Source organism: Rhodococcus sp. NPDC003348 (genome assembly GCF_053589375.1).
The window spans coordinates 164,909-188,834 of the sequence record NZ_JBSFRT010000006.1; the positions used below are offsets into that span (position 1 = coordinate 164,909).

The window sequence follows — 23,926 nt, forward strand, 5'->3', positions numbered from 1 at the left end:
GGGCCGCCTCCGGCCTCACCGCAGGTCGCGACGGCGGAAGGCTGCGAGTCCCACCGCGATCAACGCGACGTCGATCAGCAACATCCATCCGAGCGGGATGAACGAGAACGCTGTGCCGGGAACCCGCTGTGCGTGTGCGAACGGTTCGAGGTCCAGCAGCCACTGCGGGAACCCGGAGATCGAACCGAGCAGGAACAGTGCCACGAAGCCGACCAGGACTCCCCAGGCGACCGTGGCGTAGCGAGGCGCCAGTCCGAACAATGCGACGGTCGCTCCGGCGAGCATCCAGATCGCCGGAAGCTGCATCAGCGCCGCGGCCATGACGCCGGGCAGCTTCCCGGTGACGTCGCCGGCGGCAGCGCCGTAGGTCAGGCCGGCGACCAGGCCCGCCGCCACCATGGCGACCGCAGGCCCGACGACCGCGAGCAGGAGATGACTTGCCACCCAACGGGTGCGACCGACGGCTCCGGCCAGGACGGTCTCGGCGTGCTGGGCCTCCTCCTCGCTGTGCAGGCGCAGTGCCGACGAGATCGCCAGCGCGGCGGCACCGACTGCGAGCATGGTGAAGGCGATCGCGATGAACGAGTCCTCCAGCGCCTGTGTTCCGCCCATCCGGCTGACGATTTCCCGCACGGTCTCGTTGTCGCCGATCTCGTCTCCGATCCCGTGCACGACACTGCCGATCAGCAACGCGTACAGGCAGATTCCGATGGTCCAGGCGACCAGCGAACCGCGCTGGAGCCGCCAGGACAGGCCGAACGGCCCGGCGAGCGCGGGTGCCGCGGTCGGTGGGCCGAGTCGCTCGGCGATCAGGCCGGCGCCGACATCCCGCCGGCGCAGCAACGCGTACGCCGCCGCGGTGAGCACGATCGCGGCCGTCAGGTGCAGCAGCAGCACCCACCAGCGGTCGCCCGCGTACGGGCGCACCTGCAGCGACCAGCCCAGTGGTGAGAGCCACGACAGTACGCCGGAGCCGGCGTCGCCGACGGCGCGCAGCGCGAACGCGGCGCCGAGGGCTCCGAATGCGATCCCACGCGCGGTGCGGGCACTGGGACTGAGCTGGGCTGCCACCGCGGCGACCGCCGCGAAGACGATGCCCGACGCGGTGAGCGCGATGCCGAACGCCAGCGAGCCGGACCGTGGGACATCGGTGCCGAACAGTCCGGCGGTGCCGATCAGTCCGGTTGCGATGGATGCGCCGAAGGCGACGATCAACGCGGCCGTCAGTCCCGCATAGCGGCCGACCACGGTGGAGTCGAGCAGTTCGGCGCGACCCGACTCCTCCTCCATTCGGGTGTGCCGGATCACGGTGAGGATCACCGCTACCGCGATCAGGGTGTGGAAGATGCCTGCCTTCCAGATGCCGACCGCCCCGAGGCTGTCGTTGTAGATCTCGCCGTACATCGCCCGCTGCGCGGGGCTGCCCATGATCGAGGCCGTGAACGCGGCGCGCTGCGCCTCGTCTGGGTAGATGCTCGCGATGGAGCCCACGTACACCGTGGACAGCGGGATCGAGAGCAGCAGCACCCACAGCGGCAACACGATCCGGTCGCGGCGCAGGTACAGCCGCAGCAGCCCGAGGGTGCCCGTGAAGTTCGACGTCGCGGTCCGGGGCGGCCCGGCTCCGCGGCGGCCTCCGGTGAGGGTTGCGGTGCTCATGCCCTCACCTTCTCCCCGGTGGGTTCGGGTCCGTCGATCTCGTAGTGGCGCAGGAACAGCTCCTCGAGGGTCGGAGGCTTGCTGACCAGGCTGCGCACGCCGGCGTCGCCCAGTACGCGGATCAGTTCGCCGAGGTGTTCGCTGTCCACCTGGCAGTGCAGGGTGTGGTCCTCGACGGTGACGTCCGCGAGACCCGCGATGCGGCTCAGATCTCCCGGATCGCCCAGCAACTCGGCACTGATCGAGGTCCGGCTGAGGTGTCGCATGTCGGCCAGGGTGCCGCTCTCGACGGTCCTGCCTGCCCGGATGATGGTCACCTTCTGGCACAGCGCCTCGACCTCGGAGAGGATGTGGCTGGACAGGAGAACGGTGACACCGCGGGCGGACGCCTCGGTCACGCACTCGCGGAACACCTGTTCCATCAGCGGGTCCAGGCCCGAGGTCGGCTCGTCGAGCAGCAGCAGCCGCGCGTTCGACGACAGTGCCGACACCAGTGACACCTTCTGCCGGTTGCCCTTCGAATAGGTGCGGGCCTTCTTCCGTGGATCGAGGTCGAACCGGTCGACGAGTTCGGCGCGCCTCTGCTCGTCGATGCCGCCGCGCATCCGGGCGAGCAGGTCGATGGTCTCGCCGCCGGACAGCGACGGCCACAGCGTGACATCCCCTGGGACGTAGGCGATGTCACGGTGCAGCGCGACCGAGTCCGTCCACGGGTCGCGGCCGAGTACCCGGGCGTGTCCGGATGTCGCCTGCAGGATGCCGAGCAGGATGCGAATGGTGGTGGATTTTCCCGAGCCGTTCGGGCCGAGGAACCCGTGGACCTCGCCCTCACCGACCGTGAGGTTCAGGCCGTCGAGTGCGTGGGTGCGCCCGAAGTGCTTGTGCAGGTCGCGGACTTCGATGATTCCAGTCATCGATTCTCCCGGTGGTGTGTGTTGTCGACGGGTGGGTCCTCGGCGCGCTGGTCGACCATCGCGTCCAGGAAGGTGGTGTCGGTGAACAGGCCCTCGGTGTAGAGCTCGAGGGCGGGGAACATGATCTCGTCGGTGAGCTCGCGAATGGCGCGACCCCAGTCGACGGGTCCGTCCTGGTCTTCCCTCATCTGCAGGAAGAGCACGGTGCTGCCCAGCGACTGCATGGCCAGGTAGCGGGCGCGAGCGGCCGGATCCCGGCTCGGTCGGAGGGTGCCGGCGGCCACGCCGTCGGCGAGATACTGCTCGGTGGTGGCGACGATGTGATCGAACATGGACCGTGCCAGCTCCCCGCCGGACTGATAGCTGCGGACGAGATACGCGACCAGGGGCGCGTACTCCTCGACGTCGGCGAGCTGTTGCAGCAGACCGGCCGCGCTCGGCCGGGTCAGCGACTCGGTCTTGGCAGCCCGGATGGCCGCGAGGACGTACTCGTCGCACGCCTCGCGAAGCCCGTTCTTGGAACCGAAGTGGTGGTTGACCAGGCCGGGGGACACGCCGGCGGCCGCCGCGACCTCCCGCACGCCGGTGCGGAAGCCCCGGTCGCCGAACACGACGATCGCCGCGTCCCTGATCCTGGCCCGGGTGGTCAGATCCCGGTCCGGGATGCCGATGGTGGCGAATCCGTCCATGGCTGAACGCATGGTCAATACGCTAAACGTGTGTTCAACCCGGAGGCAAGGGTTGTGCGCGTCAAGGAGTCGTCAAAAGCGCCGAGTCGTCAAAAGCGCGCCGCGTCCGTGCCGCGTCCGCGCGGTGTCGGACGTGGCCGGCGAAACCGCGGTCAGCTGCGAGATGCGCAGAGCAGTCCGTCGCCGACGGGAAGCAGCACCTTCGTCAGCCGGTCGTCCTCGGCGATGGCCCGGGCGGCCGCGCGCACGGCGAGCGTCGTGGTGTCCCGTGCGGCAGGGTCGGCGACCCGGCCGCCGAGCAGGGCGTTGTGGAACACGATCACTCCACCGGGACGGAGCAGGCGCACACCCTGCTCGACGTAGTGCGGATGGTCGGCAGGCGCGGTGTCGACGAACACCAGGTCGTACGAGCTGTCCGCGAGCCGCGGCAGCACGTCCAGGCCCCAGCCGTTGATCAGGCGGGTCCGCCCCGGTGCGATCGCCGCGGACCGGAACGCCTCCTTCGCGGCCCGCTGGTGCTCGGGCTCGGGATCGATGGTGGTGAGTACTCCGTCCGGGCGCATCCCGTCGAGCAGCCACAGGCCGCTCACACCGGCGCCGGTGCCGATCTCGACGACGGTCCGGGCGCCGAGCATCTGCGTGAACAGGCTCAGCAGCGCGCCGACCGACGGCGGAACCGGGTCGGCGCCGAGATCCTCGGCCCGCTCACGTGCGGAAACGAGGATGTCGTCCTCGACGACGGAGTCCTCGGTGTGGGCCAGCATCTGGTCGCCGTTGGTGTACACGACCACGAGGTTATCGTTGTCGTGACCCGGGCGTGTCGAGGCGCGCAGTCCCGGTCCCGGTGGGCGCCGTCGTGACCATGACATTCCCCCCGTCGCAGCGCACGGATTCTCAGGCGCCACTCAGGTTGCTCACACGTCGTGCACACCCGGATCGGTGAAGGTGAACCTGTCACGAGATCAGCCGACCGCACCGGAATCGGACCGTCGGGAACAATCCGGACACCCCGGGAGTTGTTCCAGTACGCAGCGCGACGCCCGCGCATCCGCTTCCAGCTGTCCCGAGCAGGAGGTTTCCATCATCTCGATGGTCAACGCCCCGTCCGATCACGACACCGAGGTCGCCGAGTCGGCCGTCGGCGGCCCCGCAGTCAGTGGCACCGCCGCGTTCGACGCCAGCGGAGACCAGTCGACCATGCCGTCCTGGGACGAACTCGTCCGCGAGCACGGCGACCGCGTCTACCGGCTGGCCTACCGGCTGTCCGGCAACGCGCAGGACGCCGAGGACCTCACGCAGGACACCTTCATCCGGGTGTTCCGCTCCCTGTCCAGCTACCAGGCAGGCACGTTCGAGGGCTGGCTGCACCGCATCACCACCAACCTGTTCCTCGACATGGTTCGGCGCCGCAACCGGATCAAGATGGAGGCTCTGCCCGAGGACTACGAGCGGGTGCCGTCGCAGAACCCCAACCCCGAGCAGGTCTTCCACGACGCGAGGCTGGATCCCGATCTGCAGGCCGCGTTGGACTCCCTCGCGCCCGAGTTCCGTGCCGCGGTCGTACTGTGTGACGTCGAAGGTCTGTCCTACGAGGAGATCGGTGCGACACTGGGCGTCAAGCTCGGAACCGTGCGCAGCCGCATCCACCGCGGACGCCAGGCGTTGCGGGATCACCTGTCTGCGGCGCAGGCCGCGCGGGACCTCGAAACCGGGAAGACGACAGTCGCGTGAGTGTGCAGGAGGAGCGGATGACGCAGGGCCGCGGTCCTCGCCAGTTCGGTTCGACGGAACATCTGGCCAGCGAGGCGGTTGCCGCGTACGTGGACGGCGAATTGCAGATGAACGCGTACCTGCGGGCCGCGGACCACGTCTCGCAGTGCCTTGAGTGCGCCGCCGCGGTGGATGCCCAGCAGCACGCGCGGATCGCGCTGCGACAGTCCGGTGAGATCAGCATGCCGAGCTCGCTGCTCGGTGCCCTCAGCCGGATCCCCACCTGCCTGCCGGTCGACGATTCCGCGGTGGACGACGGTCCTTCGAGCGGGCGCCGTCGCATGATCTTCTCCTCGAAGACCACCTCCTACTCGTTGACGACGTGGCGCCGGCGCCGCTGACACCGTGGTGCCGGACCCCGATGCCGACGTGGCGTCGGACCCCGGTGCCGCGCCGTCGGTGATACTGGGTCCCGTGACTGACGCCAACGAGGGTGACGCGTCCCCGCCGCGACTGACGCCGCGACCCCTGTACCGGCCGGACATCGATCCGGCGTCGGCTGCCGCGTTCGCGCGCCCCGACGGCGTCACCGACTCGTTCGCCGCCACTCGCACCGCGACCGAACCCGAATTGACGTTGCGCCCGCCCGATCCAGTGCTGGCCGAGGCGTTCGGGCGTCCCGACGGCGAGACCGAGACCATTCAGCGCGGACCCGACGACCTCGACGAGGGCGCACCCGACGCGGACGCGCCCGCCGACCCCTGGCGCGACCCGGACTCCGCGGTGCGGCTCGGCGCGGCGGCCGTCGACACCCCACTGCCCGCGGCACTGCCCCCGGCCGACAAGCTCGGTGTCAGGGAGGTGCTGTTCGGGGACCGGGTCGCGCCGCGTGCGTTGGCCGCGCTCGCCGCGGTCGCCCTGGCGGTCGGCCTCGTCGGCGGGGTGGTCGGTCGGCTGACCGCGGAGAGCGTGAGTTCGCTGACCAGCCAGAAGGTGGAGTTGACGCAGTCCGGGGGCGAGGACCACGAGGCCGGGCAGGTCGCGAAGGTCGCCGAGGCGGTGTTGCCGTCCGTGGTGTCGATCCAGGTCGCGCTCGGAGAGCAGTCCGGCACCGGGTCCGGCGTCGTCATCGACGGGGCCGGCTACATCGTGACCAACAACCACGTGATCTCGATGGCCGCGACGGACCCCGACAACGCCACCCTGCGGGTGGTGTTCTCCGACGGCACGCGGGTGCCGGCCCGGATCGTCGGCCGCGACATCAAGACCGACCTGGCGGTGCTCAAGGTCGACGTCGGGAACCTCACCGTCGCCCAGCTCGGGAAGTCGGCCGACGTGCAGGTCGGTGACGACGTCGTCGCGGTCGGTTCGCCGCTCGGCCTGAGCAAGACCGTCACCAGTGGCATCGTCAGCGCCCTGCATCGTCCGGTCCGGCTGGGTGGCGAGGGCACCGACACCGATGCGGTGATCGACGCCGTCCAGACCGACGCCGCGATCAACCCCGGCAACTCCGGCGGCCCCCTGGTTGACGCCGAGGGCCGCGTCATCGGCATCAACTCGGCGATCCGCAGCGAGAGCGGCGGGTCGGTCGGCCTCGGCTTCGCGATCGGTGTCGACGACGTGACCCGGGTCGCCCAGGAGCTGATTCGGAGCGGCTCGATGCACCACGCCGAGATCGGCGTCAACGCGCGTTCGGTGACCAACGAGCAGACCACCGGGGCCCAGGTCGCCAACGTGCAGGCCGGCAGTCCCGCGGAGCAGGCGGGGATCGTCGAGGGCGACGTCATCGTCCGGGTCGGCGACCGCGACGTCGGCAACGCCGACGAACTCGTCGTCGCCGTGCACGGCACCGAGGCCGGGCAGTCGGTGCCGGTGAAGCTGATCCGGTCGGGCCGCGAGGTCGAGGTCCAGGTCACCCCGGTGTCGGATTGACGGGTGCCGGCCACCCGGGTGCCAGTCTGTGACGTTCCGGTGAATTTGCCACCGGCGGTCCCACGAGTGGGCACCGGCACGTAGTCTGGTCAGGTGTTTGGCAACATCGGCTGGGGCGAGTTCATGATCCTTCTCGTCGCGGCGCTCGTGATCCTGGGACCCGAGCGCCTACCCGGTGCTGTCTCCTGGGTGGCCAAGAGCCTGCGTCAGGTCAAGGACTACGCCGGTGGCGCCACCCAGCAACTCAAGGACGAGCTGGGACCCGAGTTCGAGGACCTGCGCAAACCGCTGTCCGACCTGAACGATCTTCGGGGGATGACGCCGCGCGCGGCGATCACCAAGCACCTCCTCGACGGCGACGACTCGATCTTCACGGGGAACTTCGACGACAAGAAGCCGTCGGCGCCCGGCGGCACTTCGCGGCCCGCACCGGCCCCCCTCTCCGACGGCGAGAAGCCGCCGATCGACCTCGACGCGACCTAGCAGCGCGCTGCCCTGACCGGCGCGGCGGCGTACCGTCCGAAGAGTGACCACCCGCGACGAGGCGGGGCCAGTCTCCGTCGACTTCCACTTCGATCCGATGTGCCCGTTCGCGTACCAGACCTCGGTGTGGATCCGTGAGGTCCGCGACCTCACCGGCCTGACGGTCGACTGGCACTTCTTCAGCCTCGAGGAGATCAACCGCGCCCCGGGCAAGAAGCATCCGTGGGAGCGGGACTGGTCCTACGGCTGGTCGCTGATGCGGATCGGGGCGACCCTGCGCCGGACGGACATGTCGCTGCTCGACGCCTGGTACGAGCGGATCGGACGTGGCCTGCACGTCCAGGGGGAGAAGCCGCACGAGCCAGGGACCGCGCGCCGGATGCTCGCCGAGATCGGCGTCGACCCCGGTGTCCTCGACGAATCGCTGGCGGATGCCACCACCCACGACGACGTGCGGGCCGATCACCTGAGGGTGGTCGGCGCCGGGGGATTCGGGGTGCCGACCCTGTTCTTCCCGGACGGCCAGGCACTGTTCGGCCCGGTGCTCGTCCGACCGCCCACCGGTGTGGCCGCGGTGCGACTGTGGGAGTTCGTCACCGGCCTGCTCGAGTTCCCGAACGTCTACGAGATCCAGCGACCGAAGACCGCGGACGACTCACAACTGATCCTCGAGAGCCTCGGTCCGTACCTCGGTGCGCGGGACTGGGTGAGCATCGACCGCGGTCGCGTCGTCGACCTGCCGACGCCCCGGGACTGACCGTGCAGGACGTGCTTTCCGAGCTGCTGGCGGTCTGGCGTGACGGCGGCACCGCCGGCGTCGGCACCGTGGTGCAGACGTTCCGGTCCGCGCCGCGGCCGCCGGGCGCCGCGATGGTCGTCGCGCCCGACGGCACCGTGACGGGGTCGGTGTCGGGTGGCTGTGTGGAGGGCGCCGTGTACGAGTTGGCCCGAGAGGTCGTCGCGAGCGGGACACCGGTGCTCGAACGCTACGGGGTAAGCGACGACGACGCGTTCGCGGTGGGGCTGACCTGCGGCGGGATCATCGACGTCTACGTCGAGCCGGTGTCGGTGGCGACGTTCCCGGAACTCGCCGAGGTGGCGGCGGACATCGACGCGCGCCGTCCGGTCGCCGTCGCCACCGTCGTCGAACACCCGGATCCGGCCCGGCTCGGCAACCGGATGGTCGTGCGCCCGGACGCCCTCTCGGGCAGCGTCGGGTCGGCGCGGGCCGATGCCGCCGTCGCGGACGATGCCCGCGGACTGCTCGCCGCCGGGCGTACCGGCGTGCTCGGCTACGGCCCGGACGGTCAGCGCCGCGGCGAGGGGATGCGCGTGTTCGTGGCATCGCACGCACCGAGTCCCCGGATGCTGGTGTTCGGGGCCATCGACTTCGCCGCGGCCGTGGCGCGGCAGGGCGCCATCCTCGGCTACCGGGTCACGGTGTGCGACGCGCGACCGGTGTTCGCGACCTCGGCCCGGTTCCCGACCGCGGACGAGGTCGTCGTCGACTGGCCGCACCGGTACCTGCGGAAGCTGGCCGAGGTCGGCGAGATCGACCACAACACCGTCATCTGCGTGCTCACCCACGACCCGAAGTTCGACGTGCCGCTGCTGGAGGTCGCCCTGCGGCTGCCCGAAGTGGGGTACGTCGGGGCGATGGGTTCGCAGCGCACCCACCACGACCGGCTCGCACGACTGCGGGAGGCGGGCGTGACCGAGGGCGAACTCGCGCGGCTGTCGAGCCCGATCGGCCTGGACATCGGCGCCCGCACTCCCGAGGAAACCGCGGTCTCCATCGTCGCGGAGATCATCGAGCTGCGCTGGGGTGGGGACGGCCGGCGGTTGAGCGACGTGACCGGCCGGATTCACCACGACGACCTGCGCCGAGGCGGCCGGGACCGCTGATCGGGCCGACTGTTGACACCTCCGGCGGACGGGCAGACGCTGAATGGGGACGGCAGTCGAGCGAGGTGGATCCGATGCAGGTGCCAGGGCCCTTCGAATACGAGCGAGCGTCGAGCGTCGAGGACGCGATCGGTTTACTCGACCGGCACGGTGACCGCGCCCGCCTGGTGGCCGGTGGGCACAGCCTGCTGCCGATGATGAAGCTGCGCCTGGCCGACCCGGAGTGGCTGATCGACATCAACCCGCTCCACGAGGAGCTGGGCCGGATCAGCGTCGACCCGGGCGGCGCGCGGATCGGTGCGATGGTCCGGCACCGGCAGCTGCTCGAGTCCCCCGAGCTCGCGGCGCTGTGGCCGATCTTCCGGGACGCCGAGCGGGTGATCGCCGATCCGGCGGTCCGCAACCGGGGCACCATCGGCGGCTCGCTGTGCCAGGCGGACCCGGCCGAGGACCTCACCACCGTGTGTCTGGTCCTCGACGCGACGTGCGTGCTGCGCGGCCCGGCCGGCGAGCGCACCGTGCCGATGTCGAAGTTCCTCGTCGGACCGTACGAGACCGCCGCCGCACCCAACGAGATCCTCACCGAGATCCGGATCCCGTTCCGCGACCACGGATCCAACGCGTACGCGAAAGTCGAACGGCGGGTGGGAGACTGGGCGATCGTCGGGGCCGGGTCGGCGCTGTGGCTGGACGGTCCGGTGGTGGTCCGGGCCCGCGTCGGCCTGACCGCGGTGAACGCGGACCCGGAAGGATTCGACGAGGTGTACGAGTTCCTGGTCGGCAAACCGTGCACCGAGGAGGTCGCGCTGTACGCCGGAGACCTCGCGTCGCGGCACTGCGAACCGGTCAGCGACCAGCGCGGCACCGCCGAGTACAAGCGGCACCTGGCCAAGGAACTGACCCGGCGCACCCTGCTGACCGCCGCCGGACGGGTGCATTGACACCGACGTCGGCCCTCGACGCACGGAAGGACGAGATGACATGCAGGTGACGATGACCGTCAACGGTGAGGAGGTCACCGCGGATGTCGAACCCCGGTTGCTGCTCGTGCATTTCCTTCGGGACGTGTTGCGGCTGACCGGCACCCACTGGGGCTGCGACACCAGCAACTGCGGGACGTGCGTGGTACTGGTGGACGGCGACCCGGTGAAGTCGTGCACCATGCTCGCCGTGATGGCCGACGGGCACGCCGTGCGCACCGTCGAGGGCCTCGAACGCGACGGAGTCCTGGACCCCGTGCAGCAGGGGTTCATGGAGTGCCACGGACTGCAGTGCGGGTTCTGCACCCCCGGCATGATGATGACGTCGCGGGCGCTGCTCGACCGCACCCCGCACCCGGACGAGCAGGCGATCCGGGAAGCGATCTCCGGGCAGATCTGCCGCTGCACCGGATACACGACCATCGTGCGGTCCGTGCTGTGGGCGGCCGCGCACGAGGAGGGGGCCGAGCGGGCGCCCGAGCCCGAGCAGCACACCGGTCCGACTGCGGCGCAGCCGGACTCGACGCCGCCTCCCGCGGCGGAGCCGCGCACCAGTGAGCACATAGGAAGTGGATCATGACCACCGTCGACCGCCCGGTCCCGGACCAGCCCGACGCGGACCACGTCGACAACGACACCAAGCCGGTCGGCTATGGGCGCATGCTGCGCAAGGAGGATCCGCGGTTCATCCGCGGTCGCGGACACTACGTCGACGACATCGTCCTGCCGGGCATGCTGCACATGGCGATCCTGCGTTCACCGGTCGCGCATGCGCGCCTGGTCAAGGTGGACACCACTGCGGCGCAGCAGCATCCGAAGGTGAAGGCGGTCATCACCGGAGCCGACCTGGCGGAGCAGGGCCTGGCGTGGATGCCGACCCTGTCGAACGACGTGCAGGCGGTCCTGGCCACCGACAACGTGCGGTTCCAGGGCCAGGAGGTGGCCTGCGTGGTCGCCGAGGACCGGTACTCGGCGCGGGACGCACTGGCGTTGATCGATGTCGAGTACGACATTCTCGACCCGGTGATCGACGCCCGGCACGCGCTCGACCCGGATGCACCGGTGATCCGCACCGACCTCGAGGGGAAGACCGACAACCACGTCTTCGACTGGGAGGCCGGCGACGCCGACGCCACCGAGGCCGTGTTCGCCCGGGCGGACGTCGTCAGCAGACAGGAGATCGTCTATCCGCGTGTGCATCCCGCGCCGATGGAGACGTGCGGTGCGGTCGCGGACTACGACGCGGTCGAGGGGAAGCTGACGCTCTGGTGCACCTCGCAGGCCCCGCACGCGCACCGCACCCTGTACGCGCTCGTCGCCGGGCTGCCCGAGCACAAGATCCGGGTGGTGTCCCCGGACATCGGCGGCGGCTTCGGCAACAAGGTGCCGATCTACCCCGGGTACGTGTGCGCGATCGTCGCGTCCCTGGTGACCGGGCATCCGATCAAGTGGATGGAGGACCGCAACGAGAACCTGACCAGCACCGGGTTCGCGCGGGACTACATCATGGACGGGGAGATCGCCGCCACCCGCGACGGCAAGATCCTCGCGGTCCGCACGCGCGTGATCGCCGACCACGGCGCCTTCAACGGCACCGCGGCACCGGTGAAGTACCCGGCCGGGTTCTTCGGCGTGTTCACCGGCAGCTACGACCTCGAGGCCGCCCACTGCTCGATGACCGCGGTGTACACGAACAAGGCTCCGGGTGGGGTCGCGTACGCGTGCTCGTTCCGGATCACCGAGGCGGTGTACCTGGTCGAGCGGCTGGTGGACTGCCTGGCGTACGACCTGAAGATGGATCCCGCCGAGCTGCGGCTGCGAAACCTGCTGCGGCCCGAGCAGTTCCCGTACACGTCCAAGACCGGCTGGGTGTACGACTCCGGCGACTACGAGACCACGATGCGTAAGGCGATGGACATGATCGGCTACTCCGACCTGCGCCGCGAGCAGGCCGAGCGGCGCGAGCGTGGCGAGCTCATGGGCATCGGGATGTCGTTCTTCACCGAGGCCGTCGGCGCGGGGCCGCGCAAGGACATGGACATTCTCGGCCTCGGCATGGCCGACGGGTGCGAGCTGCGGGTGCATCCGACCGGGAAGGCGGTGCTGCGGCTGTCCGTGCAGACGCAGGGGCAGGGCCACGAGACCACGTTCGCGCAGATCGTCGCCGAGGAACTCGGCATCGCGCCCGACGACATCGAGGTGCTGCACGGCGACACCGACAACACCCCCTTCGGCCTGGGCACCTACGGCAGCCGATCGACGCCGGTGTCCGGAGCGGCCGCGGCCCTCGTCGCGCGCAAGGTCCGGGACAAGGCCCGGATCATCGCGTCCGGCATGTTGGAGGTGTCCGTCGCGGACCTGGAGTGGACCAAGGGCAGCTTCCACGTCGTCGGCGACCCGACCGCGGCGGTGACGATCCAGGACATTGCGCTGCGCTCGTACGGTGCGGGCGATCTGCCGGAGGGGATCGAGGGCGGCCTCGAGGCCCAGATCTGTTACAACCCGGAGAATCTCACCTACCCGTACGGCGCCTACTTCTGTGTCGTCGACATCGACCCCGGCACCGCGGAGGTCAAGGTGCGCAGGTTCCTCGCCGTCGACGACTGCGGCACGCGGATCAATCCGATGATCATCGAGGGGCAGGTGCACGGCGGTCTCACCGACGGCATCGGAATGGCGTTGATGGAGATCATGTCCTTCGACGAGGACGGCAACTGCCTCGGCGGATCCTTCATGGACTACCTGATCCCGACCGCGCTGGAGGTGCCGCACTTCGAGACCGGGTACACGGTCACACCGTCCCCGCACCATCCGATCGGAGCCAAGGGGATCGGCGAGTCGGCGACCGTCGGTTCACCGCCGGCCGTGGTCAACGCCGTCGTGGACGCGTTGGCGCCGTTCGGGGTTCGGCACGCGGACATGCCGCTGACCCCGTCGCGGGTGTGGGAGGCGATGCAGGGCAGGGCAGCGCCACCGATCTGACGGTCCACGTGATCCGAGCGGCCACCTGATCCGACGAAAGCGGGTGTGGATGGGGACAGACGAGCGCATCGCGGAACTGACGGCGTGCCGGCAACCGTTCGTGCACGCGACGGTGGTGCGCGCGCAGTCCCCGACCTCGGCCCGCCCCGGTGACCACGCCGTCGTGCTCGCGGACGGCACCATCGAGGGATTCGTCGGCGGGCAGTGCACGCGGAACTCGGTGCGCGCGACAGCCCTCGATGCGCTGCGGGACGGACAGGCGGTGCTGCTGCGGGTGCTGCCCGAGGGGGCGCCGACCTTCCCGGAGGGACCCGGAGCCCGGGTGGTGGTCAACCCGTGCCTGTCGGGGGGAGCGCTGGAGATCTTCCTCGAGCCGAAACTCCCCGCCCCGCAACTGTTCCTGGTGGGGGAGAACCCGACCGTCGATGCCGTGGCAGCGCTGGCGAAGCTACTGGGCCTCGACGTGGTCCGTGCCGACTCGGGCGGCCCACCGGACGGGATGACCGCTGTCGTGATCGCCACGCTCGGTGGGGACGAGGCCGCCGAGATCCGGGCCGCCCTGGACGCAGGCGTCGGGTACATCGGACTGGTCGCCAGCGCGACACGCGGGGCGGCCGTGCTCGGGGAACTCGAACTCGACCCGGACACCCGCGCCCGGGTGCACACCCCGGCCGGACTGCCGATCGGCGCCCGCGGCCCGGCCGAGATCGCACTGTCGATCCTCGCCGAGATCGTCCGGGAGATGCGGCTGGCGGGACTCGGCCGCGCGGCGCCTGTCCCGGTGCCCGAGGCGGCCGTCGACCCGGTGTGCGGGATGACGGTGACGATGCGCGCCGAGGCGCCGCACGTCGAGGCCGACGGCGGCACGGTGTGGTTCTGCGGTCCGGGGTGCCGCGACCGATACCTGCGGGAGCGCGCGCGGTGAAGGTCACCGGCATCGTCCTCGCCGCGGGCTCGTCGTCGCGCCTGGGCCGACCCAAGCAACTCCTCGCCTACCGGGGTGGAACCCTCCTCGGTGAGGTGCTGACGGTCGTGCGGGACTGCCGGTTCGACCAGGTGGTGGTGGCCCTCGGAGGCGCGGCCGCCGAAGTGGAGGCCATGGTCGACCTCGACGGCACGGTGGTGGTGCACAACCCCGACTTCGGCTCCGGTTGCGCGTCGTCGATCACCCGCGCACTCGACGCGGTCGACCAGGATTCCGCCGGCGTCGTCCTGCTCCTCGGCGACCAGCCGGGCATCGACCCGGCCGTGGTGCGGGAGCTGATCCGCCGGGGACCCGCCACGGGCGCCGCGGTGTGCCGGTACCGCGACGGCCGTGGGCACCCGATCTTCTTCGGGCGGGAGGTGTTTCCCGACCTGCACGCCATGCACGGTGACAAGGCGGTCTGGCGGCTGCTCGAGTCGGGCCGGATCCCCGTCGTCGAGCTGCCGGTCGACGCGGACGTCCCCCGCGATGTCGACACCTGGGACGACTATCGGGAACTGCAGCGCCGGGACGAACCTTGTGGCGGCTTTCGTGACATCGCCGACGTGGTTGCACGATTCGACGCCCGCGATCACCTGCTCGACGAGGGCACCGCGGCAGCGATATACCTCGCAACCGAGCTCGGCCGGCCGCTACTGCTCGAAGGTGAACCGGGCGTCGGGAAGACCACCGCGGCGAAGACGCTCGCCGAGGCATTGGGAGCCGAGCTGATCCGGCTGCAGTGCTACGAGGGGCTCGGGGTGGCGGAAGCCCTGTACGACTGGAACTACCAGCGGCAGATGCTCGCGATCCGGCTGGCCCAGGACAGGGCGGCACCGCCGGCCGAGCCGGACAGGACAGCTCCGCCGGCCGAGCCGGACAGGACAGCTCCGCCGGCCGAGCCGGACAGGACAGCTCCGCTGTCGGCGCAACATGCGACAGCACCACTGTCGGCGGACGATCTGTTCACCGAGGAGTTCCTGCTCGAACGGCCGATCCTGCGCTGCGTCCGGCACCGATCCGGTCCGGCGCCGGTGCTGCTGGTCGACGAGATCGACCGCGCCGACGACGAATTCGAGGCACTGCTGCTGGAGTTCCTCGGCGAGTCGGCGGTGACGGTGCCCGAGTTGGGCACCTTCGCCGCACGGACCCCACCACGGGTGGTGCTCACGTCGAACCGCAGCCGCGACCTGCACGACGCGTTGCGTCGACGCTGCCTGTACCACTGGATCGAGTACCCGCGGCCGGAGCGGGCGGTGGCGATCCTGCGGCGGAAGGTGCCCGCAGCGAACACCGCGCTGGTCGGGTCCGTTGTCGGATTCGTCGGCGAGGTTCGCCGGCTCGACCTCGACAAGCCGCCCGGCGTCGCGGAGGCGATCGACTGGGTGGCGGCCCTCGCCGCCCTCGGGGCCGCCGACCTCGCCGGCTCCGATCTCGCCCGGGCCGACATCGTCGCGAGCATCGGCGCGCTGGCCAAGACGCCGGACGACCGCGCCGCGGTGCTTGCGCTCCTCGACGGCGACGAACGCGGGGGACAGGGTGGATGAGTACAGGGAGATTGAGGAAGGGAAGGGCTGGAAACGATGAAGTTCTCGCACGAGTTCACGGTCGACGCACCGATCGACACCGCCTGGGCGGAGCTCACCGACCTCGAGTCCGTGGCCGTGCTGCTGCCGGGCGCACAGCTCACCGGACGCGACGGCGACGCCTACCTCGGCACCGTCAAGGTGAAGGTCGGCCCCGTCACCGGCGAATTCGCAGGGCGGGCGGCGTTCCGGGAGAAGAACGACCGAGCGCATCGGGCGGTCATCGAGGCGAGTGGACGCGACGCGCGTGGCGGCAGCAACGCATCGGCGACCATCACGGTGGCGCTCGACGAAACCTCCGACGGAACGACCGCAGCCGTGGTCACCGACATGCGGATAGTCGGCAAGCTCGCACAGTTCGGCAGCGGAGTCATCGGACAGGTGTCGGAGAAGCTGATGGGGCAGTTCGCCGACGCGCTGGCGGCCAAGCTGGCCAAGACCACCGCTCCCATGCTGACCGTGGTGAACGGCGATGCCGAGACATCGGACTCGCCGGTGCCGCAATCGAAACCGCGACCCCAGCCGATGCCGGAGCCGGAACCGATCGACCTGATGAGCCTGGCCGGACCGACCATCCTGCGCCGGCTCCTTCCCGCGGCCGTCGCGTTCGTGTCGGGAGCCGTGGTCGTGCTGCTGATGCGGTGGTTGCGCGGGCGGTGAGCGGTCGTGCCGGGGCGGGGCGTCGATGTCGCGGCGTTCGCGGTCGCACTCGGGGTGCGGCTCAGGGACGCAGGTGTCGAGGTGTCTCCACCTGCCGCGGGGGAGTTCGCGCGGGCGCTGGCCGTGCTTCCGCCGAGTTCGTCGGACCGCCTGTACTGGGCTGCACGGCTGACCCTGGTGCACAGGCAGTCCGATCTCGCCGCGTTCGACGAGGTGTTCTCGGAGGTGTTCGGTCGATCGGTAGCGGAGCTGGACCCGAACGCGCGGAGAGCGCACCAGGTCCCGAACCCGCAGGGCACCACCACAACTGCGACGAGTCACCCGCCCGCGCCGGTCCGTCCCGGTAGCGGTGGCGCCGCCGCCGTGGCCACCCTGCGACCGGTGCGGAGTGAACCGGCCCGCGGGATCCCGGACCCGCTGGCCAGTGCTGGAGTCGCCGCAGGGGCACGGCCGTTCGCCGCGTTCGACGCCGATCGCCTGCGTGAGCTCCGGGCATGGCTGGACGGGCTCACCGAGGAATGGCCACCGCGCCGCACGCGGCGTTACCGGCCGCACCCCAGTGGTCGGCGGATTGCGTTGCGGGAGACCATCGCCCGGTCCAGGAGGACCGGCTGGGAGGCGATGCGCATCGTGCGCACACTACCGGCGACCCGGCCACGTCGGGTGGTGCTGCTCTGCGATGTCAGCCGGTCCATGCTGCCGTTCGTCGACCAGTGCCTGCACCTGATGCGTGCGACGGCGCTGCGGAGCGGAACGCGGGCGCGTCCGGAGGTGTACGCGTTCTCCTCCGGGCCTACCCGGCTCACCGCAGTGCTGGCTCACCGATCCGCCACCGCCGCGCTGGCACACGCCAACGAGAGGGTTGTCGACCGTCTCGGTGGTACCCGGATCGCGGGCAGTCTGCGCACACTGCTCGCGTCCCGCCACGGCCTCACGCTGCGCGGCGCGGTCGTGGTGATCGTGTCCGACGGCTGGGACAGTGACCCGCCGGAGGACCTGGCCGTGTCGATGGCGCGACTGCACCGCCGGGCGTACCGGGTGATCTGGATCAATCCGCGGGCAGATGCGCCGGGCTTCCGGCCCCTGGTCGGGTCGATGGCCGCCGCGCTGCCCTATGTCGACCGCTTCGTGGCGGCTGCGCCACCTGTGCGCACTTCTGGTGGTCGGAGACACCGGAAAGGCGCACAGGTGCGGAGCGCCTACAGGTGACGCGTGGTGTCGATGCCGAGGGACATGCCGGCGAGCCCGCGGGCACGGACGGAGAGCTTGTCGGCGATCTCCCGCAGCGCGGTGCCGGCCGGGGAGTCCGGGGCGCCGAGCACGATCGGGACACCGGCGTCGCCGCCCTCGCGGACCGCCTGCTCGAGCGGGATCTGGCCGAGCAGAGGAACTTTCGCGCCGACGGCGCGGGTGAGCCGGTCGGCGACCATCTGACCGCCGCCGGAGCCGAACACGTCCATGCGGGTGCCGTCGGGAAGCTCCATCCACGACATGTTCTCCACCACACCGACGATCCGCTGGCGGGTCTGCAGCGCGATCGACCCGGCCCGCTCGGCGACCTCGGCGGCGGCCTGCTGCGGGGTGGTCACGACGAGGATCTCCGCGCCGGGGATGAGCTGGGCGACGGAGATGGCCACGTCGCCGGTGCCGGGCGGCAGGTCCAGCAGCAGCACGTCCAGGTCACCCCAGAACACGTCGGCGAGGAACTGCTGCAGCGCGCGGTGCAGCATCGGTCCGCGCCACACGACGGGAGTGTTCCCCTGGGTGAACTGGGCGATCGAGATCATCTTCACGTCGTGCGCCTGCGGCGGCATGATCATCCGCTCGACCTGAGTCGGCTTGGCGTCGGTGCCGAGCATACGGGGGATGGAGTGACCGTAGATGTCGGCGTCGAGCACGCCGACCGACAGGCCCTTCGCGGCCATCGCCGCGGCGAGGTTCACGGTGACCGAGGACTTGCCGACACCACCCTTGCCGGACGCGACGGCGTACACGCGGGTGAGGGAGCCGGGCTGGGCGAACGGGATGACCGGCTCGGCGGAGTCGCCGCGCAGGGACTTGCGCAGTTCGGTGCGCTGCTCGTCGCTCATCACGTCGAGTTCGACGCGAATGGCGCCGATGCCCGCGACGTCGGCGACGGCCTTGGTGACCCGCTCGGTGATCTCGGTGCGCATCGGGCAGCCCGCGGTGGTCAGGTAGATCTCGATGTCGACGTTGCCGTCGTCGGCGAGGGTGACACTCTTGACCATGCCCAGGTCCGTGATGGGCTTGCGGATCTCCGGGTCGATCACCTTGGCCAGGGCGCTGCGAACGTCGGACTCGGTCACTGCTGACATACCCCCATGTTAGGGCGTGTCTCCCGATCCCCTTGCCGCCGCCCCGCGCTGCGGGCTCAGTGGATACGCGGCAGGTCGGCGGCGCTCGGGTTGATACCGGTCGAGTACGCGAGGGACCACGCGGTCACGTTCGCGACGTAGGCCATCGAGTTGTTGTACCGGAGGATCGCCTTGGTGGCCGAGGCGATGTCGCGCATGTCGGTGCCGCCGTCGCACAGGTAGTTCGCGGTGGACGCGGCCGCGTCGTAGAGATTCTGCGGGTCGGCGACGCCGTCGCCGTTGCCGTCGATGCCGTACCGGGCCCAGGTGGTGGGGATGAACTGGGTGGGGCCGACCGCGCGGTCGTAGACGGTGTCACCGTCGAGCGCGCCGCCGTCGGTGTCCATGATCGTGGCCTGGCCGGGCAGGCTGCCGTTGAGGGGCAGGCCGATGATCGGCTCGAGCAGGTTGCCCCTGTCGTCGGCCTTGCCGCCGTTGGCGTGGCTGGACTCGACGCGGCCGACACCGGCGACCTGCATCCAGTTGATGCCGCAGCCCGGGTCGCGTTCGGCCATGATCTTCTCGGCCGACTGGTAGGCGGCGAAGTTGATGGCGGGGATGCCGAGCGGGCCGTCGGGCAGCGGTGCGGGCGCGGGAGCGGGAGCCGGTTCGGTGGCCGGTGCGGCGGCGATGGCGGGAGCCGCGGCCGCGGGTTCCGGGGTGACCTGGGCCGGCGTCTCGGTGGCTGCGGGCGCGGCCGGTGCATCGGGGGACTCGGTGATGGGCGACGCCTCGGCGGCCGTCAGGAAGGGGATGGTGAGGGGGGCTCCGGTGGCCGTCGCCGCGGTGGCCAGTCCGGTCGGGACGAGACCGGACAGGGCGATGACCGAGTTGCGTTTCACCTTCGAGCTGGACGGCTTGCTGTGGCGACCCACCTGGTACCTCCTGCGGCCCCAGGGTGGGGCTTGTAAGTGCTGTGAACCGCAGCCGACGCTACCTGATTCGAGACATGTCCGTTATCTTGCTGTGACAATCTGGACGCTCGACCTGGAGCGAAGGGCCAGCTGAAGGCAGGTTTTCAGGAGATCTCGAAAATATCTCGACCTGGGCGGGTCGAGTGACGAAAGGGTTACTGCGCCGCGCCGGGTGCCGGCGCCGGGCCCGGCGGGCAGAACGCCAGGCACGGCAGCGGGGGCAGCGTCGGCAGCGCGGGCAGACCAGGGATCAGCGGGGCGGCCGGAGCCGGTCCGGGCGCGGCGGCGTCGCGCAGGAGGTTGGCTTCCCGCTCCGGCGCGGCGGGTGTCGGCGCGGCCGGCGTCGGTTCGGCCGGACGGCCGGGCTCGACCGGCATCTCGGGGATCTCGCCCGGGGCGGGTGTCCCGCCCGCGGCGTAGGCCGCGGACCACGCGAGCACATTCGAGGCGTACGCCATCGAATTGTTGTAGCGCAGGACCGCTCTCGTCTCCTGGTCGCGCTCACGCAGGTTCAGGCCGCCGGAACACAGGTAGCGGGCCGCGGCGAGCGACGCGTCGAACACGTTGTTCGGGTCGGCCCTGCCGTCGTCGTTGCCGTCGGCGGCGTACCGGACCCAGGTGCCCGGGATGAACTGCATCGGACCCACCGCGCGGTCGTGGGCGGAATCGCCGTCCAGCGCACCGCGGTCGGTGTCGGTGATGACGTTGTTCCCGGCCAGCGACCCGTCGAGGCGCGGGCCGAGGATCGGGGTGACGGTGGTGCCCGCGGCGTCGGTGCGTCCGCCGCCGGCGTGGCCCGACTCGATCCGGCCGATGCCGGCCAGCAGGTGCCAGGTGACCCCGCAGTCCGGCGTGTCGGCCGCGAGCGTGGCCTCCGCCGAGCGGTAGGCGCCGAGCACCAGTTCCGGGATGCCGAGCGCACCGATCGTGACCGGGATCGGGGTCAGGGACTCGGCGAACGGCGACGACAGGCGCTCGGCGACTGCGGGCGGTAGGTCGAATGCGACCGGCGGGGGCGGTGTGTACGCGTGCGGGGCGCGGGTCAGGCGCGGGGCGGGAGCGAGCACCCCGACCGTGCCGCTCGGTGGCTCGTCGGTGGCCGCCGCCATCGGCGCGGCGACTGCGGCGGGGGTCGGCGTCGTGCCGCCCCCGATCGACATCCCGACGGTCACCCCTCCGACCAGTGCGGCCGTGGCGATGCCCGCCAGCCCCCTCACGCGCATTCACTGCCCTCTCGTCCCGTGTCCTCCCGGCCCCCGCCCGGAATGTGACCGAGATTACAGAACGGCCACGCCGCGCGTGGCCGTTCCGTTGTGCGCTACCGGTGCGGGCGCGATTCCTCGCCCTCACTCTCGGCGAGCAGTGTCTTGATCTCCTCGAGTTCCCGGCGGAGGTAGTCACGGGTGGCGACCTCGCCGATCGCCAGCCGCAGCGACGCCAGTTCCCGGGCCAGGAACTCGGTGTCCGCCTTGGTCTGTTCGGCGCGCGCCCGGTCCTCTTCGAGCGAGACCCGGTCCCGGTTCTCCTGCCGGTTCTGCGCCAGCAGGATCAGTGGGGCGGCGTACGCGGCCTGCGTGGAGAACGCCAGGTTCAGCAGGATGAAGGGATACGGATCCCACTGCAGTCCGACGGCCGCGACGTTCAGGATGATCCACACGATGACGATCACCGTCTGGATCAGCAGGTACTTGCCGGTGCCGAGGAACCGGGCGATCGACTCGCTGACCCGGCCGACGGCCTCGACGTCGATCTGGAATCCGCGCCACCGGCGGCCCGGCGTTTCCAGGCGGGCACGGGCACTCTGCGCGGCGGGCTGGCGCTTGTCACTCATCGGCCGTTTCCTCTTCCCGCCAGTCCTCCGGCAGCAGGTGGTCGAGCACGTCGTCGACGGCGACCGCGCCGAGCAGGTGCCCCTCGTCGTCCACGACCGGTCCGCACACCAGGTTGTACCGGGCGAAGTACCGGGTCACCATCGCCAGCGGATCCTCGGGCGAGAGCTGGATCATGTCGGTGTCGAGCAGTCCGCCGACCAGCGACGCCGGCGGCTCCCTCAGCAGTCGCTGCAGGTGGACGCACCCGAGATAGCGTCCGGTCGGCGTGGAGATCGGTGGCCGCACGACGAATGCCATGCTCGCCAGCGCCGGAGTCAGGTCGGGATTACGGGCCCGCGCCAGCGCCTCGGCGACGGTGGTCGAGGGAGTGAGGATCACCGGCTCCGGGGTCATCAGGCCGCCAGCGGTGTCGGGGGAGTGCTCGAGCAGGCGACGCACCGGCTCGGAGTCCTCCGGGTCCATCAGCTGCAGCAGGGATTCCGCCTCGGTCTCCGGCAGTTCGCCGAGCAGGTCGGCCGCGTCGTCGGGGTCCATCGCCTCGAGCACGTCCGCGGCCCGCTCCACCTCCAGGTGGGTGAGCAGGTCGGTCTGGTCGTCCGTCGGCAGTTCCTGCAGCACGTCGGCGAGCCGCTCGTCGTCGAGCGCGACCGCGACCTCGTGGCGGCGTTTGTCGGGCAGCTCGCGCATCGCGTTCGCGACGTCGGCGGGCCGCATCCCGTCGAACTGGGCCAGCAGCTGAGTGACCCCCTGGCCGGGGAGGGCGAGCTGCGAATGCGTCAGTCCCTGCACGTGCTGCCACTCCACGATGTGGATCGGCGAGCGGCGGGCCAGCCCGGTGCGCGGTTTGCGGACCGCCACCCGGGAGACCACCCAGTCCCGGGTGCGGGTCAGCTCGATGCCGAGGTCGACGACGAGCACCTCCAGGCCGGCGAGCTCCTCCAGTTCGGGGTCGTCGACCCGGACCCGGGTGTCGACGACCTGGGCGAGGGCCAGTACCTCGCCCGGCTTCTGGGTGAACTTGCGCAGGCTGACGCTGCCGGTGAGCGTGACCGACCCCGGCTCGATCGCCGTCACCCGCAGCATGGGAACGAAGATCCGTCGCCGGGTCACCAACTCGACGACCAGTCCCAGCACCCGCGGTCGCTGTCGTCCGATCCGGATGGTGATGACGACGTCGCGGACCCGGCCGATGGATTCGCCGTCGGGGCCTAGGACCACCAGACCCGCGAGCCTGGCTGCGAAGACCTTGCTCACTGCTGCCATGATGGCAAGGCTAATTGGCTCGGTGTCCGGACGTCGGATCGCGGACACCTCCACGGTTCTCGGTGGGAGGTCCACGATGGTGCAGGCGCGACCGCGGCGCTCGGTGCTCGCAGTTCCCGGCAGCAACCGAAAGATGATCGAGAAGGCGAAGGGGCTGCCCGCGGACGAGGTCTTCCTCGACCTCGAGGACGCCGTCGCCCCAATCGCAAAAGCGAAGGCGCGCACCGAGATCGCGGACGCACTCGCGTCCGACGGCTGGGGTTCGCAGATCAAGGTGGTGCGGATCAACGACTGGACCACCGAGTGGACGTACGCCGACGTGGTGGACGTGGTCTCCGCCGCCGGTGCACACCTGGACGCGATCCTGCTGCCGAAGGTGACCGATGCCAGTCACGTTCAGGCACTGGACCTGCTGCTGACCCAGGTCGAGAAGGCCAATGGGCTCGAGGTCGGGAGGATCGGCATCGAGGCGCAGATCGAGAACGCGATCGGCCTGACCAACATCAACTCCATCGCCACCGCCAGCCCGCGGATGCAGACGCTGGTGTTCGGCCCCGCCGACTTCATGGCGAGCATCAACATGCGCACCCTGGTGGTCGGCGAGCAGCCGGAGGGCTACGACACCGGTGACGCCTATCACCACATTCTGATGACGATCCTGATGGCGGCTCGCGCACACGGTCTCGAGGCGATCGACGGACCGTACCTGCAGATCCGGGATGTCGACGCGTTCCGGCGCGCGGCGGCACGGACCGCGGCGCTCGGGTTCGACGGCAAGTGGGTGCTGCACCCGACGCAGATCGACGCGGCGAACGAGGTGTTCAGCCCACGTCAGGCCGACTACGACCAGGCCGAGATGATCCTCGAGGCGTACGAGTACCACACGTCGGCGGCCGGCGGCGGACGCGGCGCGGCGATGCTCGGGGACGAGATGATCGACGAGGCGAGCGCGAAGATGGCTCAGGTGATCGCGGCGAAGGGACGCGCCGCGGGGATGTCGCGCACAACGCGGTTCGAGCCCGAAACTCCGTAAACTGGACGTCGGGCGCGCCCGTCGGGCGAGGCCCGCACGGCCCAT

At 70.6% G+C, this 23,926-nt stretch carries 23 protein-coding genes and 1 pseudogene; 15 read left to right on the forward strand and 9 right to left on the reverse strand.

All coding sequences use genetic code 11. The features are described from left to right. Positions 1–15: 15 nt before the first annotated feature. The 4 genes from ACWDU4_RS06365 to ACWDU4_RS06380 all read right to left on the reverse strand — a co-directional run bounded on the left by ACWDU4_RS06365 (position 16) and on the right by ACWDU4_RS06380 (position 4,026). On the reverse strand, positions 16–1,659 hold the full coding sequence (locus tag ACWDU4_RS06365; protein ID WP_450113011.1) for an ABC transporter permease: 1,644 nt from the start codon (positions 1,657–1,659) through the stop codon (positions 16–18). Next, the gene (locus ACWDU4_RS06370; protein WP_450113012.1) at positions 1,656–2,573 is read right to left on the reverse strand and encodes an ATP-binding cassette domain-containing protein; all 918 of its coding nucleotides are present in this window, start codon (positions 2,571–2,573) and stop codon (positions 1,656–1,658) included. The genes ACWDU4_RS06365 and ACWDU4_RS06370 overlap by 4 nt, the downstream gene beginning before the upstream one ends. After that, complete coding sequence (locus ACWDU4_RS06375; RefSeq protein WP_450113013.1) at positions 2,570–3,274, reverse strand: TetR family transcriptional regulator; 705 nt, start codon at positions 3,272–3,274, stop codon at positions 2,570–2,572. Before ACWDU4_RS06375 ends, ACWDU4_RS06370 begins: the two co-directional genes overlap by 4 nt. 140 nt (positions 3,275–3,414) lie before the next feature. Further along, positions 3,415–4,026, reverse strand: a complete 612-nt coding sequence (locus tag ACWDU4_RS06380; protein ID WP_450113046.1) for an O-methyltransferase — start codon at positions 4,024–4,026, stop codon at positions 3,415–3,417. 325 nt (positions 4,027–4,351) lie between these two features. On the opposite strand from ACWDU4_RS06380, the gene sigE reads away from it, so the two are divergent. The 14 genes and pseudogenes from sigE (at position 4,352) to ACWDU4_RS06450 (ending at position 17,673) form a co-directional block, all read left to right on the forward strand. After that, positions 4,352–4,993, forward strand: a complete 642-nt coding sequence (gene sigE / locus ACWDU4_RS06385) for an RNA polymerase sigma factor SigE (RefSeq protein ID WP_450113014.1) — start codon at positions 4,352–4,354, stop codon at positions 4,991–4,993. Positions 4,994–5,010: 17 nt separating this feature from the next. After that, complete coding sequence (locus ACWDU4_RS06390) at positions 5,011–5,373, forward strand: RNA polymerase subunit sigma-70 (RefSeq protein WP_450113047.1); 363 nt, start codon at positions 5,011–5,013, stop codon at positions 5,371–5,373. Positions 5,374–5,437: 64 nt separating this feature from the next. Further along, complete coding sequence (locus ACWDU4_RS06395; RefSeq protein ID WP_450113048.1) at positions 5,438–6,904, forward strand: S1C family serine protease; 1,467 nt, start codon at positions 5,438–5,440, stop codon at positions 6,902–6,904. 93 nt (positions 6,905–6,997) lie between these two features. Then, positions 6,998–7,387, forward strand: coding sequence for a Sec-independent protein translocase protein TatB (tatB, locus tag ACWDU4_RS06400; protein ID WP_450113015.1), 390 nt, complete (start codon positions 6,998–7,000; stop codon positions 7,385–7,387). Positions 7,388–7,430: 43 nt separating this feature from the next. Then, on the forward strand, positions 7,431–8,144 hold the full coding sequence (locus ACWDU4_RS06405) for a DsbA family oxidoreductase (RefSeq protein WP_450113016.1): 714 nt from the start codon (positions 7,431–7,433) through the stop codon (positions 8,142–8,144). A 2-nt stretch (positions 8,145–8,146) separates the two neighbouring features. Then, positions 8,147–9,292, forward strand: a complete 1,146-nt coding sequence (locus ACWDU4_RS06410; RefSeq protein WP_450113017.1) for an XdhC family protein — start codon at positions 8,147–8,149, stop codon at positions 9,290–9,292. Between the two features lie 74 nt (positions 9,293–9,366). Beyond that, the gene (locus tag ACWDU4_RS06415) at positions 9,367–10,233 is read left to right on the forward strand and encodes an FAD binding domain-containing protein (protein WP_450113018.1); all 867 of its coding nucleotides are present in this window, start codon (positions 9,367–9,369) and stop codon (positions 10,231–10,233) included. A gap of 40 nt (positions 10,234–10,273) precedes the next feature. After that, on the forward strand, positions 10,274–10,852 hold the full coding sequence (locus tag ACWDU4_RS06420) for a (2Fe-2S)-binding protein (protein WP_450113019.1): 579 nt from the start codon (positions 10,274–10,276) through the stop codon (positions 10,850–10,852). Then, positions 10,849–13,254 (forward strand): aerobic carbon-monoxide dehydrogenase large subunit, encoded by a 2,406-nt coding sequence (locus ACWDU4_RS06425; protein ID WP_450113020.1) that lies wholly within the window; start codon positions 10,849–10,851, stop codon positions 13,252–13,254. Before ACWDU4_RS06420 ends, ACWDU4_RS06425 begins: the two co-directional genes overlap by 4 nt. Positions 13,255–13,303: 49 nt before the next feature. Continuing rightward, on the forward strand, positions 13,304–14,179 hold the full coding sequence (locus ACWDU4_RS06430; protein ID WP_450113021.1) for an XdhC family protein: 876 nt from the start codon (positions 13,304–13,306) through the stop codon (positions 14,177–14,179). Continuing rightward, positions 14,176–14,646: pseudogene (locus ACWDU4_RS06435) on the forward strand (nucleotidyltransferase family protein); the annotation flags it as partial. The gene ACWDU4_RS06430 and the pseudogene ACWDU4_RS06435, both read left to right, overlap by 4 nt. Before the next feature lie 90 nt (positions 14,647–14,736). Beyond that, the gene (locus ACWDU4_RS06440) at positions 14,737–15,765 is read left to right on the forward strand and encodes an AAA family ATPase (RefSeq protein WP_450113049.1); all 1,029 of its coding nucleotides are present in this window, start codon (positions 14,737–14,739) and stop codon (positions 15,763–15,765) included. 36 nt (positions 15,766–15,801) lie between these two features. After that, the gene (locus ACWDU4_RS06445; RefSeq protein ID WP_450113022.1) at positions 15,802–16,464 is read left to right on the forward strand and encodes an SRPBCC family protein; all 663 of its coding nucleotides are present in this window, start codon (positions 15,802–15,804) and stop codon (positions 16,462–16,464) included. Positions 16,465–16,470: 6 nt separating this feature from the next. Beyond that, complete coding sequence (locus tag ACWDU4_RS06450) at positions 16,471–17,673, forward strand: vWA domain-containing protein (RefSeq protein WP_450113023.1); 1,203 nt, start codon at positions 16,471–16,473, stop codon at positions 17,671–17,673. Here ACWDU4_RS06450 and ACWDU4_RS06455 read toward each other — a convergent pair. From ACWDU4_RS06455 to ACWDU4_RS06475, 5 genes are all read right to left on the reverse strand, one after another. Continuing rightward, on the reverse strand, positions 17,664–18,800 hold the full coding sequence (locus ACWDU4_RS06455; RefSeq protein ID WP_450113024.1) for an Mrp/NBP35 family ATP-binding protein: 1,137 nt from the start codon (positions 18,798–18,800) through the stop codon (positions 17,664–17,666). The two genes, ACWDU4_RS06450 and ACWDU4_RS06455, sit on opposite strands and share 10 nt — an antisense overlap. A 56-nt stretch (positions 18,801–18,856) precedes the next feature. Continuing rightward, positions 18,857–19,714 carry a lytic transglycosylase domain-containing protein gene (locus tag ACWDU4_RS06460; protein WP_450113025.1) on the reverse strand — a complete coding sequence of 286 codons (858 nt, stop codon included), beginning with the start codon at positions 19,712–19,714 and terminating at the stop codon, positions 18,857–18,859. A gap of 194 nt (positions 19,715–19,908) precedes the next feature. Further along, a complete protein-coding gene (locus ACWDU4_RS06465) occupies positions 19,909–20,976 on the reverse strand; it encodes a lytic transglycosylase domain-containing protein (RefSeq protein WP_450113026.1) in 1,068 nt (355 codons plus the stop codon). A 95-nt stretch (positions 20,977–21,071) separates the two neighbouring features. Next, entirely contained in the window at positions 21,072–21,584 is a 513-nt protein-coding gene (locus ACWDU4_RS06470) for a DUF1003 domain-containing protein (protein WP_450113027.1), read from the reverse strand. Beyond that, positions 21,577–22,848, reverse strand: a complete 1,272-nt coding sequence (locus ACWDU4_RS06475) for a magnesium transporter MgtE N-terminal domain-containing protein (protein ID WP_450113028.1) — start codon at positions 22,846–22,848, stop codon at positions 21,577–21,579. Before ACWDU4_RS06475 ends, ACWDU4_RS06470 begins: the two co-directional genes overlap by 8 nt. A gap of 76 nt (positions 22,849–22,924) precedes the next feature. Between ACWDU4_RS06475 and ACWDU4_RS06480 the strand changes: the two genes are divergently transcribed. Further along, the gene (locus ACWDU4_RS06480) at positions 22,925–23,881 is read left to right on the forward strand and encodes an HpcH/HpaI aldolase/citrate lyase family protein (protein WP_450113050.1); all 957 of its coding nucleotides are present in this window, start codon (positions 22,925–22,927) and stop codon (positions 23,879–23,881) included. Positions 23,882–23,926: the final 45 nt, after the last annotated feature.